This window comes from Agrobacterium sp. 22-214-1, from assembly GCF_053522465.1.
Genome location: NZ_JBNWCK010000002.1, coordinates 295,788 through 310,520, shown reverse-complemented (window position 1 = coordinate 310,520; position 14,733 = coordinate 295,788). Strand labels below are relative to the sequence as shown.

The window sequence follows — 14,733 nt, the reverse complement described above, 5'->3', positions numbered from 1 at the left end:
ACATTTGCGGAGGACTCATTTGCGCGTCTGACAGGGGGATGGGACTCTCACCTTCGAACCGCTGTCAGCATCACGGACGGCGAAAAGTACCTCCTGCGCTTGTTCAAGAAGACGGGCACGGCGCTCGATGACGATTTGCGAGCGATTGTCGCCCGCGGGCTAAGGCGAATTCGGCGTGTGCTATCGTCACGACGTGCTCAAGATGTCCTCGTTGAGGTGCTCGAAATCGCGGAAGATGAGCACGAACTCGCTATTGTCATGTTGGATCCCGGTAGTCCGATTTCCGGAGCATCACATCGCCGGCGGACAAAAGAGGGACGCTATCTAACGAGTGCAAGTCGTGGTGTCTTCTGGCGGAATATACTCCGCGTTGCGGAAGCGCTGACCCTATGCCACGACGCAGGTATCGTGCACGGTGGCGTCAGTCTGAATGCGATATTTTCGCACAGAGACGATAGTGCCGACTATCGGCTCGGGGGCGTCGAGTCATGCGTTCATATTGCAGACGGCGATCTGGGAGAGTCGGGACACCTGCTTCGGGGCTCCGCCGCGGTGTCCTTCCGACAGGACTGGATCGACTTGGCTGCGGTTGCCGGTTCAATTATCGGTCTTGAGGATGACAACCCTCCTGCACTTCTTTCTGTCGAGCGCCGAATGCTGGAGCGGCTGGCCAGTCCACCGCAATTCCAACTCTTCGATGGCTCGGTCGTCCTCGATGAGTTGCGAAACGTCGTGGTTGAACTGGATAGGGTCGGTTCGAGCTCTGATGGGGAACTGGTTCTTTATCCGTCGAGGGGCGTGGTTCAGAGCGATTTGCCGGCACTGTCTTCCGGCACGATACCCGCAGCGGATGGGGCAGCCATCATGCAATTTGTCGCCGACGATCTGCTCTCGGCCGGTGTCCGCCTCATCCCTGGCGGACAGGACACTGCACGTCTCATGACCGACCTTGCTATCTACAATGTGCGGATTGTGAGCGACTCCGTCGGGATGATTGAAGGAGCGCACCTGCGTCGCGCAAACGAATGGATACAAGGCGCGGTCGACATCGTTCATCGACTGCACCTCTCTAGGAATCGCGCCGGCGCCGAAGAGCGGGTTCAAAACCTCGGGCCCGGCGCCAAACGCTGGCGCGATCTCCTTGCGCCTGTCCGCTCTGCCGAGAGCACAGCCGATGTTCCAATATGGTTTGCTCTTATCCTCCTTGAAGCCTTCACGCTCTTGAGGGAACAGTTTCGACTCTATCCCGTCGATGTGCTGACCGCACACGAGGCAGAATCAAACGTCGTGTGGGTGACGCCAAGCGATGACGCCGAGCGTGATACCCAGCGTGAGACAATGGGACTGCGCCCGGCGGCTGACGCCCTCAGGCGCGAACTGAAACACGACGACGGAAAAGCGAACTGGACGTTGTCACAAACGGCGCGCCTCGCCATTGGGCGCGAACGTGTGCCTGAACTCAACTACGAGGGCAGCGGCCTTATCAAAGGGAAAACTGCGTTCGCATTCGGAACCAACCTGCCGATCAGCACAGGACAGCGGCTTTTCCTTAGGCCTCGCAGGGACACGGGTGCCGAGCGGGCCATCCGCCGGAGGCTCCAGAATATCGTCGCTGCGAGGTCGAATGTCGAGCTCCTGAGAGCATTGGATGATCCGGCGCAGGTTGCGATGGATGAGGTATTGCGCGACATCGCGACCCCCGGTGCGCCCCCTGCCGACGCCGACATGGAACGAACCAAAATCGATGCATGGGAATCGATCGTAGGCGGGAGATCCATCAATGTGGTTGTCGGGCCGCCCGGTGTCGGCAAGACCTTTTTGATCTCGCATCTTGTAAAGAGCATCCTGCATAAAACCCGCGATGCTCGAATCCTGGTGTCCGCTCAGAACCATGAGACGCTTGTCCACATGGAAGACGAGCTTCGCAAGTTCCTCCCGACCAACACCACCATCATCGTTCGCGTCGAGCGATCCCGCTCCAGCGAAAAAGAGAGCACGCTGCGGCGGAGCTCGCATTCCTTGCTGCGCTCCGTGTCCAAACCGGACCCGGCCAACGCAGCAATCATGGCGAACCAACTCAACCAGATCATCCAAGCGATCACACCGGTTGATACGTCGGAGGAGTCGATCGCCGACCGCGCCCTGCGCGACACCGACAATTTGATGCTCCGCTCATCTGATGTGACACTTGCCACCACATCATCGCATATTCTTGAAGAGATGATTGCCGATGGCGAGCAGTTCGACTGGGTGTTCATTGAGGAAGCTGCGCGCGCTAACGGCGCCGAACTGATCGGTGCTCTACTCCTGGGTAACCGCAGGGTGATGATCGGCGACCACAATCAGCTGTCGCCCTTCGACGCAACGGATCGTCAAAAATTCTACGATGCCACGCGGGCTACCGAACTTTTGCGTGATGCCAAGGAGAAGCTCGCGGCGATCTCCGACCTGCCGAGCGAGGTCGAGTTCGCTCTCGAGGCGCTGAAGACAGATCCCTTACTGCTCAGCGATGTTCTCGCCATCGCGTCTCGACTTGAAGAGCCTTTCAGAACGATTGCCGAGCGAGAAGAGGTCAGGACGGGCAACACCGGACGCCCAAGCTCAATCGTCAACACGCTGCGCGAACAGAGCCGGATGCATCCCGCCATATCCGACCTGGTTTCCAACACGTTCTACAAAAGACAACTGGTTTCTTCGCAACGGGTGAAGGCTCGCAAGCAAACCGTAGAGTGCATCGACGGATTTCCCGCTTCTCCAATCGTGCTTCTGGACCTACCCTCGCTGAGCGTGGTCAAAAGACGATCTTTCGAGCAAAACGCTAAACGCTCTTATCGCAACGAGGTTGAGGCAACCGCGTTGTTGGCCGCGGTGGCGAAGCTGCGGCCTGTTATTGCCCACGATACCAGGGTGCCAACGCTCGTGGTACTATCCCCGTATCTGGCCCAGGTCAATCACCTCGAACGACTACTCAAGCCTCAGATCGATGTGACCGCAGGCACGCTGTTTGGATTCGCCAGCCCGCGAGGTGACGGAAAGTTCGTCTACACGAGCGACAGTTTCCAGGGCGGTGAGGCAGATTTGGTGGTTGCCAGCTTAGTGCGCAACAACGTCCTAGTGGGCTCGAGAGCCCTTGGCTTCATCAAGAACCCTCAACGTCTGAACGTGTTACTCAGTCGCGCCAAGCAGAAGCTGGTCCTCGCAACCAGCCGGCAGTTTATCCGCAATGCCGTGGAGGGGATCGATCCGGATGCGGTCAACGATGAACTCGGCTTTCTGCGAACGATGTTGGACGAAATCGACCGTTTGTCCGAGACCGACTTTCCGGACGTCGGCAGGGGCGTCACCGTCATCCCCATCGATCAGCAGGGGAGGTTCTGCCGGTGAACAACATATACATCCCGTCATGGCATTATCGGGCACCAGGCATCGTTCAGCGGACTTGGGGATGGAGCCCTGTCGAGGAAATGATCCTACTGTCACTCGACCGAAGCCCGGGCACGATCAATGATGTCTCCCAAACGCTCAAAATCCCTCGACAGGTCGTCGGTTCGACCGTGGCCCGACTCATGCAATTCGGACTTGTCGAGGTCCGGCTGTCACCGAAACCTGTACTGTCCACCAGCGGCGTCGGTCATGATTTCATCCGCACAGGGCGCGCGCTTCCTGAGCGCTCGACCGATCGCGAAATCGGCATCAGCGTCGTCTACGAGAAGGTCGGGCTGTCCGTTTTCAGGACTAGGGATGTTGATACGATTCCCGTCACCAAACTTCCTGCCAAAGGAGCGATCATTGCGTTTCCACAAGGTGAGCCGCCAGAGACGCAATACTCGATGATGCGGCGTGTCAATGAATTCATGGTAGGGTTGCTTAGGCCAGGTGAATGGCTACGCGGCGTGCAGGCGAATAGTTCCTTCCTAGAGCCAAGATTTCTCGTGCTTAATCTCGACGAGATCGGCGCTGGCGTCTTTCCGCAAGGAGCAAGCGATCAACTTGTCGAAGCGCTCAAGGAAACGGTCAAGACTGGTATTCTACCGAAGACTACGACGCCGCCGCCCGGGCGGTCCGTAACCATTGAGACGCGTTTTGACGCCGATCAGCTAATCGTCGGTGCTGAACAGCATTTGCAGCGCTTCGAGCAGATTGTGGCGGCGGCCAAATCCAACATCTTTGTCCTATCCACTTTCGTGGCCTCACTATCCGACGAAAAAGGCAGGGAACGCCGGGAACGCATTTTGCGCGCCTTGGAAGATGCGTGCAGGCGAGGTGTCAGATGTCATCTTTTCTTCGGTACTTCGCTTGATCGCGCGAAGAACGCTGCGGCCATGCAGGAAATCTTTGTCCGTCTATCGGCCGCGAGGCTGACTAGGGGATATCTTCAGGTGCAGAGGGATCCTGTCGACAGTCATGCAAAGTTTCTCGTCGCCGACGATGGTCACGATGGTGCGATCGTGCTGATGGGATCGTGCAATTGGCTCCACTCCCCGTTCTCGGCCGTCGAAGTGTCGGCAGAGCTCAGAGAACCCAATGCGGTGGCGGAAGGGCTTGATCTGCTCCGCGAAATTGTCTCCAAACTCTCTAATGCTAGCCGATCCGTGGAAACGCTGCAGTTCATGGGGTCCGAACTCCGGCGTCAGCGAAATATGCTGTCGTCCTCCAGGGAAGCGCAGCCCCCGGCTGCTAAGCTGACGATTCTACATGCCGCTGATCATGAACGTCTGCTTCGCGTCGCCGCCCATGATGCGCAACAACGCTTTGTCTGTTGTACGAACAAGATGGGTGCAAACATGGTGCCGGCGCTTTTCGACCCAGCCGAGGTTGCAGGCCGGCGGCTGAGCGATGTCCGGATTTACTATTCGCGCCGTTCTGGCCCGGTGAAACGCGGTCACATCTCGAAACATCGAGAGCGGCTTAACGGCATAGTTGAGGTCACTGGTGTGCCCGATCCACAGCTACATGCGAAGTTTTTGGCTTGGGACAGCGACCATGTTGTCGTCAGCAGTTTGAATTGGGGATCACAATCGGGTTTGGAAAACAATCCGCTGGATGAAATCGGCCTCTATCTGGAAGGACCAGACCTCGCGACGTCTTTGCTCAAGAAATTCGAGACGGTGTGGTGATGCGAGGGGCCATGCGTGGTGGGTTGAGGCGACGACGTGGCCGACGCTTCGTTGTCGGGTCTTGCTCGATCGTGCAACTTTTTGAACCAGAACAACGCTAGAGTGACTCGCAGCTACCTTACTTAGAGGTTTCTCGATATGGAAAATTTACCGCCGACAATTTGGGAAGATGATGATTACGTTTATATTCCCGAAGAGCTCTTTAAGCACCTGCCGCCGGAATATCGCGATGCCTTTGAGGCGCGTAAGCAGCAAGGTAGCGACATGTTGCAAATCGCAGACAGAGACATCAAAAAACTCGTCCGGCTGGCCAACGCGATCCCCACGACATCAAGCCTGAGCTACATCTATCATCGGCTGCGGACCGCTAAATTCGATGCGACTATGGAAGCTGTCATGGAGCAGGAAATGCTGACGACAGCGTTTGTGGTGACTTACTCGCGTCTGTTCGTAAGCGGAAATGGTGGGAGCGGAGTTTCCAGGGATAATATACCTGTCCATCTTCGGGCGGTTCACGATGACATACTCGAGATCCGCCATCAGCGTTATGCCCATAATGGCGGGCATGAAACAATTGGCAGCGGTATCCAGATCGATGTTGACGACACGGAAGTCCGTGTAAACTTGGGGGCGAGATTGGGTTTTTACGTGGGAGGCAGAAACGAGTGGGAAGAGCTCGTCACCTTCCTGGACGCGCATATGCACGAACGCCTCCAGAAAATCCTCGGCCGGTTGAAGGCCAAAACTGGCTTGGAATGGAAATTCCCTGTTGGTGCCGCGCCAGATTGGGTAGGGAAGTACAGTTAGTACACCAGCGATGTATTTCATCGGAGGTCTGGTGTTTTCACTTCAGGTCCCACCGACAACCTGGAGCCCGCCGCGCAATACGCCAACTGGCATAGGTGGAACATCCTCAGCAGTCACGACGCTTGTCGCGCCTTCAGGCCCAAGTTCGATGTCATATCTGCGGCCGGGCTCGTCGGTCGTGCTGACCAGGCGTCGGCAAAGTAGATCGGCCAAGGCCGGATCCTCGACCGCGCAGATGATCTGACGGTGATCGAGGCGGAGCGCGGCAAGCACCTCAACGAGATGGAGGGCTCGAAAGTCGTCGATGTGCTGGACAGGATCATCAAGAAGGAGGGAGCGGAACGGGGTCCAGGCGCGGGCCAGATGAACGGACAGCAAGAACGCCAGCCCCGCCGCGCGTCGCTGACCGCTGCTGAACACGAACTGAGGGTTCAGACCATCTCCTACCTTCAGGCTCAGGAAGCGTTTTACATCACCGCGGATGCTATACTCGATGGTCCGCCAATCCGCGTGCGGACGCAGACGCTGGTAGAGTTCATTGAGCAAGGGGCTGATCTGGGCCAGTCGCTCGTCAATGATCTCGGCGCTGACACGTTTGACTGACCGCTCGATATCGCGGGCGAAGGATGCAGCGGCCTGCGACTGGCTGACAGCATCGGCGAGCTTGTCGAGTTCCTCGCGCAATCCTTCGATATTTTTCTCGACCGACGCCATGCGGGAAATCGATTGGGACGCCTCGAGCACGAGCAATGCCCTTTCGAGGTTGATCAATCTGTCGCGTTCGGCTTCGAGATGACTTTCGAGGCCATTGGGGTCGTTCAGGAAGCGTTGGTCTATATTCCAGCGATCGAGGAAAGCCGCATGTGTTTTTTCTGCCTCCCGTAAGGTGTGCTCCTCGGCTTGGTGAGCGAGGACGTCTGCCTCCGCCGTAGCGAAGGTCGTGGAGCGTTCATGGGCCTCGTCACTGGCCGCAGCCAAAGTCCTCCGCGCCTCCTGTACGCCGGAGGAAAGGTTCGATATGCGCCGCCGCGCGGCTGCAAGGCCCGCGGCGAATTCCTCAGACGTTCTTCGGGCAGCGCATAGGGGGCAGTGTTCGTCATGAACCCCAAGGCTCTCGCCATGCTCGACCAGAATGGCGAGTGAGGCTGCCACTGCATCAGCATCCTCTTCTCGCGCCAGTAGCGCCTCGGCGGCGGCGACCGCCTCGTAGGCCATATCCTTTGCCTCTCTTGCAGTTTCCAGCTCCGCAATCGCGCTTTGACGCACCGCCACGGCATCCGGTGCATTGAAGGTCTGCTGGAGCGCAAGGAGTTTTCGCCCGGCCTCGACCGCTTCGGTCATTCGAGCGGCTCGAGTGCGCCCGTCAGCAAGAGCGCCTCGAGCGGCCTCAAGGCGTGCGATTATCTCCGCTGGAGCATCGGGAACGGCGGTGGCTACCGTTGCCAAAGCGGCCGTGACATCACCCGAGCGGCTAAGCGAAGTTTGTATCTCTGACTGCTGGGTCAGGCGTTCACCCAACCGCGCACGTGCGGTTTCATAGGTGGATTCGTTGCGTTTGTGCGTGGCGTCCGCCGCGGTCACCACCTCCTTGGCTTTTGCGGCAGCTTCCGATCCTTCAAGCGCGCCGAGCGCAGAGCGGACGAGATCGAAGCGGTCGGTCTCGGACAAATCCAGGCTTAACGCGGCGATCCATTCGTCGCGAATGATGGATGTGCGTGTCAGTTGCCCCAGCGCGTCGTCGGGCGCAGGCCCGCTGCACAAGGCTGCCTCGATTTCCTCTCGAGTCCGATCGGCGCCGCCTTCGCGGGTACGCGTGACCGTGAATGGCTCGCCATCGTCGCGGATGAACGAGGCCGTAACATAGTATGCCTTCGGAACTCCTGCACCGCGCCACCAGAGATAGTCAGCGAGGGTCTCTTTGGCCGCCTTTTCGACGGTGTATTTTTCGATCAGGCCGGTTATGGCAAATTCGACCGCATCGCAAAGCGTGCTCTTGCCGACGCCGTTGCGGCCCGTAATCACCGTGAAGCCACCGCCGAAATCGATCCGAACCTTGTCTCGGAAGCCGCGGAAGCCGCAAACCTCCACATAGTCGAGCCTCATGACTTGGCCCCCAGAATACGGGCGACATCCGACGCGGGCGTGTCGTTCAGGAACGCCGTAACGGCGTCGGCTGGCACATCTTTCAATCGACTGCGAAGCCGGTCCTCGAAGTTCGAAGCGCCCAGCATCGGTTGCGATCGGATTGCCATCAACGGAAGGAGCGACCTTTCCAGGTCTTCAGCCGTCGTTATGGACGTCCGAGCGATCTTGCGGGTGAGCGTGAAGTCCTCTTCGATCCGTTCAATGGCTCGAGCGAGCAAAGGCGCGCGATCAGCGGTTAGGAACACCGAATAGACGTTCCATGCCTTGGTGCCCGCACCCCGAAGCGAGGCAGCGTGACGGGCCAGCGCGATCTTCTGACTGGTCTGCCACCCGGACATAAGCGCTTCGGCACTTTCGAAGACATGTACAAAGCCCATGATTGCAGCGCTCTCGAAACATGTCACTGGGCCGTTCTGACCAGACCAGGACCAGGTTTCATAATGTGCGTTGCGGAGCACGATTTCGGCTTGAGTCGAGATGTCCATTAGATGTTCAGCTCCGCTCTTGCACCATTAAGGTCTAACCAATTTCCGGCGGCATCGGGGCGTATGAGGTCACCGCTTCGACCACCCCTGACGACATTGCTGGGAAGGCCGAGATCGGTGGCACCCACCGCGACGACAATGTCAGAAGTGACAGCAACGGGCGGTTCGATGAACTTGGCCCGCAGCGAGCCAAGAACCGCTTCAGCTCCATTGATCACCCGGATGCTGCGACCGTTTAAATCGTAGCCGCCTGGACGCTGCGTCGCCCCGGCCTGACGCAGCAACAGATGGAAGTATCCCAAGGCCTCTACATTGCCCGGGCGGATCCGGGTGGCGGGCTGCCCGGCAGGAACGCCTTCGGCATCTCTGCGCAGCCCATACAGGGTCTCGCTGTCGAAAACGGCAACCTCGAGCCAGCCGGGATCGCACTGGACGCCCGTCGACGCTTCGAAGACGGCTCTTCCGGCCGCCAGCACCTGGCGAAGGTAGTTCGTTGAGAACGTCCGTCTCAGTTCATCGAGGACATCGGCGCCCGACTCGCGAACATGTTCGAAATGCACGTTCTCGGCATGCGCGATCTGCCAGAGTTGCGGCGCTTTCTCTTCCAGAGCGTCGGTCGGAGAAAGATCGACGACGGTGACAGAGAGCGGTTGAACGTCCACCAGAGCACCACCGATTACGGCGTTGAGGTATTCCCAGTCGGACCAGAAGCCGATGACAAGCAAATCCTTCTGTCGCAGATTGGCTGCCATCCACGTCTTGCTTCGCTCGATGCGGGCCGAAATGACCGGGTCTTCAAGCTGGGAGGGCGCCCAGACCGTCGAAGCAGGATCGCGTTGCGCGCAACCATGAAACTTCAGGAGCGGCGACCGACGCACGGCATCGACGTTGGCCTCGTCGCCGTCGAGGGAGCCGCGGAAGGCGGCTCCGTAATCCCAGGCCCTGCGTTCTATTAGGATGTCGTAGTTGCTTGATATGCCTGCTGCGGCCGCCCGCGTTACCAGAAAATCCGCGATGGCGGCATGGCCGGCGTTGGACGGTCGAACGAATGAGTCCCAAGGCACCAGATGGTCGATGAAAACAGATTGGAGCGTGTTTGTGGCGGCAAAATGCTCGGCCAGCGCTTCAAGGTTATCGCGCAGACCGATATCGCACCCAGGATCGACTTCAAGCCGGTACTTGTCGAAGCACCGTTCCGCGACGGTACGAGCCGACGGCAGGCTGCTCGGCGGCGCCATCGAAAGGCCCGCACCACAGACAACCAGAAGGCGGCCAGCATTCATTGATGCAAGAAGTCGCGCTAACGTCTCCGGACTCAAATTCCATTCCCCCAGCCATTACGCTTATCGTTTTGAGCTCGCGCGACGAGTCTCCTTCGGTCCGCCCGAAAAAGCGAGATCGCCCAGATGTTGAATCTTGACCGGCGGACGCTCCGGCAACTTGACGGTGAGCTCCAGCTTACCACCAATCGCCTCTACGTAGCCGCGCAGCGTGGACAGGTACATGTCGGCCTGTTTCTCGATCTTGGAAACCGAGGGCTGTTTGATCTTAAGGGCGGCCGCGACGTCCTCCTGCGCCTTTCCGGCGATCTGGCGAAGCTCGCGAAGTCCTTCCACTTCCAGCTTGAGGTCCTGATAGCGCGCTTCGATCTCTTCCCGCTCATCCACAGGAAGGTCGGCGATGATATCGTTCAGGCTCCGAGCCATCTCACTTTCCCTTCTTTCCGGTTTTCAGGCTTTCCAGATGTTCGGAAAACCTGAAATCCGCTTTTGCGATCATACGACGATAGAAGAGTTTCTGACTTCCACCGGATTTGTCGCCTGCGACGAGTAGAATTGCTCGTCGCTGTGGATCGAAGGCGAATGCTGCGCGCCATTCGCCTTCGGCTGCTTCAAAGCGCAACTCCTTCATATTGGAGTGTTTTGATCCTTTAAGCGTGTCGGCATAGGGCCGACCAAGCTGCGGTCCGTAGTCGGACAGCAGCTTGGTTACGGCGATCAAGGCGATACGAACATCCCGCTCATAGGCCAAAACCTCTGCTTCGAAGGCTGCGTGGAATTGGACTTCCCACATTATATAGCCTCCAAGCTATGAGGCGTCAACGGGCATCACCCGCGGAGCGACCGGTGAGACCGAGGTCGAGCGGCGGCAACTGTCTGCCCAAGCGTCTAGGTCGGCGACAGCATAGCGGATGTAGCGACCAAACTTGTAGAAGGCAGGGCCGGTATCCAAGGAGCGGTAGCAGGCGAGCGTATGCGGCTCAAGCGCCAGATACTTCGCGGCCGCTTCTGTATCGACGAAGCGGACGGGGCCTGCTTCATCCACGAGAACCGCACGCGTGAGAAGTTGAGCAGATGGCCACTTAGCCCGATTATTTGGACGTACCATGGGGCGTTCCTTTCTGATTTCTTTGGGTGTTTGCGGAACTGTCGGACAGAGCTTATCCGGCAGACTCCGTCTCCTCGACGCGTCGCGTGCCCGGCGGAACCGCGCGGTTGTCGCCTGCCCGGTGCCTGAACGGGCGATAGTTCCCGAGCTTTGTCCTGGAGGTGTACTTACCGTCCTCAAGGCCGGGAGGAGGAACTGGTCGCTGAGCCTCCGGGACGGCCACCACCGGTGCAACTCCCTCCTCTTCAACGTAACTGTCGGAGGAGTCCATCGGGGACGGGATGATGGCACCGCTACCGGTGACGGTGCGCCGATTTGCTGCGACTGCGTCGGCAGCCGATCGGACAGGGTCGTCTTCGGTATGGACATAACGCATGAACTGGGTGACCGTCTTGTGTGCGGTCAACGCCATGCCGACCTTGATTGGCGCGCCAGAGTTGGCGATGTCGGTGGCAGCGCGGTGGCGAATGCCATGTGTGCCGACATGAGGGACGCCGGCGCGCTGTAAAATGCGCCGCCATGCCTGCGAGTAGGTATTGTCGGTCATAGGTACCGAGGGATCGAAGATCGATGGGCAGACAAAGGGCGATTCGTCGAAGCGCGGAGCTTCGCTCAAGAGCCGATGCGCTTCTGCACCGAGCGGTTTGGTCATGCCACCGGTTTTGCTGTCTGGCCATGTCACCTTGCGCTGATCGAGATCAATCCATGCCCATTGGAGAGAAAGAACCTCGGACTTGCGGGCAGCAAACTCAAACTGCAGGCGGATTGCGAGGAGGATGAAAGGATGCTCGAGGCCCTCGCGATCTGCTCGATCGAGATAAGCATATAGCTTTCGCATCTCTTCGTCGGTGATGAAGCGTGTGGATCCCTTTTCCGTGTATTTTTGGACATGCCGGCAGGGGTTGGAGCCATCAGGCCGATACCCCCACAGTTCGGCGAGGTTGAACATCTTACGCAAAAGAGCAAGCGTTCGGTTGGCGATGATCGGTCGATCGGCCAGGGCGGTCATGAATTCCGAGATGTTGGCGCGCGTGACCTCGTGAACCTTCAACCGCCCTAGGCGCGGAACGATATGGTTCTTGATATTTGTCTCGTTCCCTTCGACGGTTCTCGGTTTGTTGTGCAGCGTCGAATACTCGTTGATGAACTTGGTGCACATCTCCTTCATGGTCGGCGCAGCACGAGCCGCCGTCTTTTCGGCGCCGGGATCGCGTCCCTGCCGTACTTCGGCAAGCCAATCCCGAGCGAGGTTGCGAGCCTGATCGACAGTCAACTCGCCAAACCGACCCAGGGCGGGTTTCCGGCGAATACCGGAATTGGTCATGTATTGCAGCATGAAGATCTTGCCGCCGGCTGGCGTGACTTTCAGCAGGAAGCCGGGTACGATCGTATCCCGGAGTTCGTAGTCGCGATCTTTCGTAGCAGCGGCGTCAACCACCGTCTTGGTTAGCTTGATTTTGGCCATCCATCGTCTCCAACACACAAGGTTCTGGGAGCCGAATAGGGGCATTGAGAGGGACGGCTCCCGGCGATTGCCGGAAAGCATGGAGCATTTTGAAAGCCATCGAGATCAAGCTAAATTATTGATCGTAGTAGGTTTTCGCATTTGCGGATGCATAACGGCGGGGTTGAGATTAGCCGTTCTTTGCGGGCTCAAAATGCGGTTCCGAAAGGAGTGCTGGTTCGATCCCGGCTTGGGGTACCATTTCCAAAAGCGCATTGATTTCTCTAGGCTTTGCCCCGCACGTGCCGGTGAATTCTCTAATGGCCTCACGCCGCCGACAAGCTCACGAAACTTTGCTTGCGCGCTCCCGAGTATTACCGGGCTTTCATTTGCCAGATGCGGCGGACTCGATTAGACGAATCCCGTTACACCCCGTGAGGACCGGCGACTTAATTTCGCCATCACGCCCGCCTTTTTGAAAGCCCGTCCGGGATATCTGCTTCTTCGCGAAGTTTGAGGAAAACAACATGGCCAATGCGACCACCGCCGACAATAGCCGCACGCTCGCCGCTCTCGGCGTCACGGCGGGAATGATCTTCACCGTCGGCTCTGCCCTCGGTTTCCAGCATATTGGCGGTTATACGCCCTGCGCGCTCTGCCTGCTGCAGCGCGATCCCTATTATTACGCCATTCCGCTGGGCATATTGGCCATTGCGACCAGCATCTTCAAATTGCCGGTTCAGATTACACGGCTGCTGCTTGCCCTTATCGGCGTGGCGATGCTGATCGGCGCCGGGCTCGGTGTTTATCACGCCGGTGTGGAATGGGGTTTCTGGGAAGGGCCGATCACCTGCGCCACCGGGGCGCCTTCCATCACCACCAATGCCGGCGATCTGCTGGGCAATCTGAACGCCATCAAGGCCCCCTCCTGCAACGACGCGGCCTTGCGGGTGCTCGGCCTTTCCTTCGCGGGCTGGAATGTCATCGCAAGCGTTGCACTTGCGGCAGTCGCCTTTTTTGGCGCGAGCCGTAAAAGCCGGTAAGCGGAAAACCGCGTTGCAGTCCTCGAAAGATCAGGGCTGCAGCTCGGTATCCCAGTAAAGATAGTCCATCCAGCTTTCGTGCAGATAATTGGGCGGGAACAGCCGCCCGTTATTGTGCAGATCCTGAACCGTCGGCTGGAAGGGCTTCTGCGCCGGGAACATGCCCGCCTGCTTGGGAAGCTTGCTGCCTTTTTTAAGGTTGCAGGGAGAGCACGCCGCAACGACATTGTGCCAGGTGGTTTCACCGCCATGCGCGCGGGGAATCACATGGTCGAAGGTCAATTCGTCCCGCGTGCCGCAATACTGGCATTCGAACTTGTCCCGAAGGAAAACGTTGAAGCGGGTGAAGGCGGGGTTGCGGGTGGGCTGCACATAGGTCTTGAGGCTGACGACGCTCGGCAGCCGCATGGAAAAGCTGGGGGACGACACCGCGTGATCATATTCTGCAATGATGTTCACACGGTCTAGAAAAACGGCCTTGATCGCGTCCTGCCAGGACCATAACGACAAGGGATAATAACTCAGTGGCCTGTAGTCTGCGTTCAGAACGAGCGCCGGCAGGGCCTGTGGTGAAACTGCAATCGTCAAGGGCTTCTCCTGAGCGATTCGGCATCTGCACTTGTATATTAGGTCCGTTGTTACAGGATTGTGAAGCCTATAAATGCAGCGGCGAAGAGCTTAATTTTTGAGCCGTAGAATGGCCTTTTTCGCATTCCTGACGATCGAATGGCACGGTGACACCTCCTGGCGTTGTGACACCGCTGGCCGATGCGGCAGGAAGGCGATTCGGGCCTTTGCCAGGCACAAATCCTTCTCACACCGGATGCACTATCGGTGATATGATTACCCCCGACGGACGACTGGAAAATCAATGCGCGCCGGGCATGGCAAATGTGCGGCGGCAGCATTCATCATTTCCGTCAATGGAGGAACGGTCATGAGGTTGGGCAGGCAGCAAGCGGCAGCATTGCGGGGCGGCCTGGCGGCTGGCGTCCTGACCGCCATGATCTGCCTCTCTGCGGGTGCCCATGCCCAGCAGTATCAGAATTTCGAAGTAACGCCGGATGGCCGCGGCGGGGCGCAGGGAACGATCGGCGGGCGCAATTTCGAAGTTTACCGGAATTACGACCGGCCGCCGGCAAGCCGCGCCTCCCCCGAGACCCGGCGTGAACTCAGGCGGGCTGTCCCGCAGCAGACCTGTATTGTCGACACCGAGGGCAGGACCCGCTGCAGGTGAGCGCGAACCCGGCTTTCCGGCTGTTTTCAGCGCGCTGTAACAAAATTAGATTTCATTAAAATGCAAT

Annotated in this window: 12 protein-coding genes; 5 read left to right on the top strand and 7 right to left on the bottom strand. The window is 58.4% G+C overall.

Translation table 11 applies throughout. The annotated features are described in order from the left end of the window. The first annotated feature begins 93 nt into the window (after positions 1-93). The 3 genes from ACQZ5G_RS11195 to ACQZ5G_RS11185 all read left to right on the top strand — a co-directional run bounded on the left by ACQZ5G_RS11195 (position 94) and on the right by ACQZ5G_RS11185 (position 5,924). Complete coding sequence (locus ACQZ5G_RS11195) at positions 94-3,384, top strand: DEAD/DEAH box helicase (RefSeq protein WP_448737891.1); 3,291 nt, start codon at positions 94-96, stop codon at positions 3,382-3,384. Next, positions 3,381-5,117 carry a phospholipase D-like domain-containing protein gene (locus tag ACQZ5G_RS11190; RefSeq protein ID WP_448737672.1) on the top strand — a complete coding sequence of 579 codons (1,737 nt, stop codon included), beginning with the start codon at positions 3,381-3,383 and terminating at the stop codon, positions 5,115-5,117. The genes ACQZ5G_RS11195 and ACQZ5G_RS11190 overlap by 4 nt, the downstream gene beginning before the upstream one ends. A 138-nt stretch (positions 5,118-5,255) precedes the next feature. Then, complete coding sequence (locus tag ACQZ5G_RS11185; protein WP_448737673.1) at positions 5,256-5,924, top strand: hypothetical protein; 669 nt, start codon at positions 5,256-5,258, stop codon at positions 5,922-5,924. Between the two features lie 42 nt (positions 5,925-5,966). Here ACQZ5G_RS11185 and ACQZ5G_RS11180 read toward each other — a convergent pair whose 3' ends face one another. The 6 genes from ACQZ5G_RS11180 to ACQZ5G_RS11155 all read right to left on the bottom strand — a co-directional run bounded on the left by ACQZ5G_RS11180 (position 5,967) and on the right by ACQZ5G_RS11155 (position 12,407). Further along, positions 5,967-8,027, bottom strand: coding sequence for an AAA family ATPase (locus tag ACQZ5G_RS11180; protein ID WP_448737674.1), 2,061 nt, complete (start codon positions 8,025-8,027; stop codon positions 5,967-5,969). After that, positions 8,024-8,554 (bottom strand): hypothetical protein, encoded by a 531-nt coding sequence (locus ACQZ5G_RS11175; protein WP_448737675.1) that lies wholly within the window; start codon positions 8,552-8,554, stop codon positions 8,024-8,026. The genes ACQZ5G_RS11180 and ACQZ5G_RS11175 overlap by 4 nt, the downstream gene beginning before the upstream one ends. After that, positions 8,554-9,792, bottom strand: coding sequence for an SIR2 family protein (locus tag ACQZ5G_RS11170; RefSeq protein ID WP_448737676.1), 1,239 nt, complete (start codon positions 9,790-9,792; stop codon positions 8,554-8,556). The genes ACQZ5G_RS11175 and ACQZ5G_RS11170 overlap by 1 nt, the downstream gene beginning before the upstream one ends. Positions 9,793-9,897: 105 nt before the next feature. After that, positions 9,898-10,260: an XRE family transcriptional regulator gene (locus tag ACQZ5G_RS11165; RefSeq protein WP_448737677.1), complete on the bottom strand. Its 363-nt coding sequence runs from the start codon at positions 10,258-10,260 to the stop codon at positions 9,898-9,900. A 1-nt stretch (position 10,261) separates the two neighbouring features. Next, positions 10,262-10,630, bottom strand: coding sequence for a type II toxin-antitoxin system RelE/ParE family toxin (locus ACQZ5G_RS11160; RefSeq protein ID WP_448737892.1), 369 nt, complete (start codon positions 10,628-10,630; stop codon positions 10,262-10,264). A gap of 364 nt (positions 10,631-10,994) precedes the next feature. Continuing rightward, the gene (locus ACQZ5G_RS11155) at positions 10,995-12,407 is read right to left on the bottom strand and encodes a tyrosine-type recombinase/integrase (protein ID WP_448737678.1); all 1,413 of its coding nucleotides are present in this window, start codon (positions 12,405-12,407) and stop codon (positions 10,995-10,997) included. A 506-nt stretch (positions 12,408-12,913) separates the two neighbouring features. Here ACQZ5G_RS11155 and ACQZ5G_RS11150 point away from each other — a divergent pair. Then, positions 12,914-13,429 carry a disulfide bond formation protein B gene (locus tag ACQZ5G_RS11150; protein ID WP_035264342.1) on the top strand — a complete coding sequence of 172 codons (516 nt, stop codon included), beginning with the start codon at positions 12,914-12,916 and terminating at the stop codon, positions 13,427-13,429. Positions 13,430-13,459: 30 nt separating this feature from the next. Here the strand turns inward: ACQZ5G_RS11150 and ACQZ5G_RS11145 are convergent, their stop codons facing one another. Continuing rightward, positions 13,460-14,017 (bottom strand): HNH endonuclease, encoded by a 558-nt coding sequence (locus ACQZ5G_RS11145; protein WP_003585610.1) that lies wholly within the window; start codon positions 14,015-14,017, stop codon positions 13,460-13,462. A 349-nt stretch (positions 14,018-14,366) separates the two neighbouring features. On the opposite strand from ACQZ5G_RS11145, the gene ACQZ5G_RS11140 reads away from it, so the two are divergent. Continuing rightward, a complete protein-coding gene (locus ACQZ5G_RS11140; protein WP_080854883.1) occupies positions 14,367-14,666 on the top strand; it encodes a hypothetical protein in 300 nt (99 codons plus the stop codon). The last annotated feature ends 67 nt before the right edge of the window (positions 14,667-14,733 follow it).

Excerpts from the sequence above, each read along its gene's own strand:
- ACQZ5G_RS11140 (WP_080854883.1), top strand. The coding sequence starts at position 14,367 with ATGAGGTTGGGCAGGCAGCAAGCGGCAGCATTGCGGGGCGGCCTGGCG.
- ACQZ5G_RS11180 (WP_448737674.1), bottom strand. The coding sequence starts at position 8,027 with ATGAGGCTCGACTATGTGGAGGTTTGCGGCTTCCGCGGCTTCCGAGAC.
- ACQZ5G_RS11150 (WP_035264342.1), top strand. The coding sequence starts at position 12,914 with ATGGCCAATGCGACCACCGCCGACAATAGCCGCACGCTCGCCGCTCTC.
- ACQZ5G_RS11170 (WP_448737676.1), bottom strand. The coding sequence starts at position 9,792 with ATGGCGCCGCCGAGCAGCCTGCCGTCGGCTCGTACCGTCGCGGAACGG.
- ACQZ5G_RS11165 (WP_448737677.1), bottom strand. The coding sequence starts at position 10,260 with ATGGCTCGGAGCCTGAACGATATCATCGCCGACCTTCCTGTGGATGAG.
- ACQZ5G_RS11175 (WP_448737675.1), bottom strand. The coding sequence starts at position 8,554 with ATGGACATCTCGACTCAAGCCGAAATCGTGCTCCGCAACGCACATTAT.
- ACQZ5G_RS11155 (WP_448737678.1), bottom strand. The coding sequence starts at position 12,407 with ATGGCCAAAATCAAGCTAACCAAGACGGTGGTTGACGCCGCTGCTACG.
- ACQZ5G_RS11185 (WP_448737673.1), top strand. The coding sequence starts at position 5,256 with ATGGAAAATTTACCGCCGACAATTTGGGAAGATGATGATTACGTTTAT.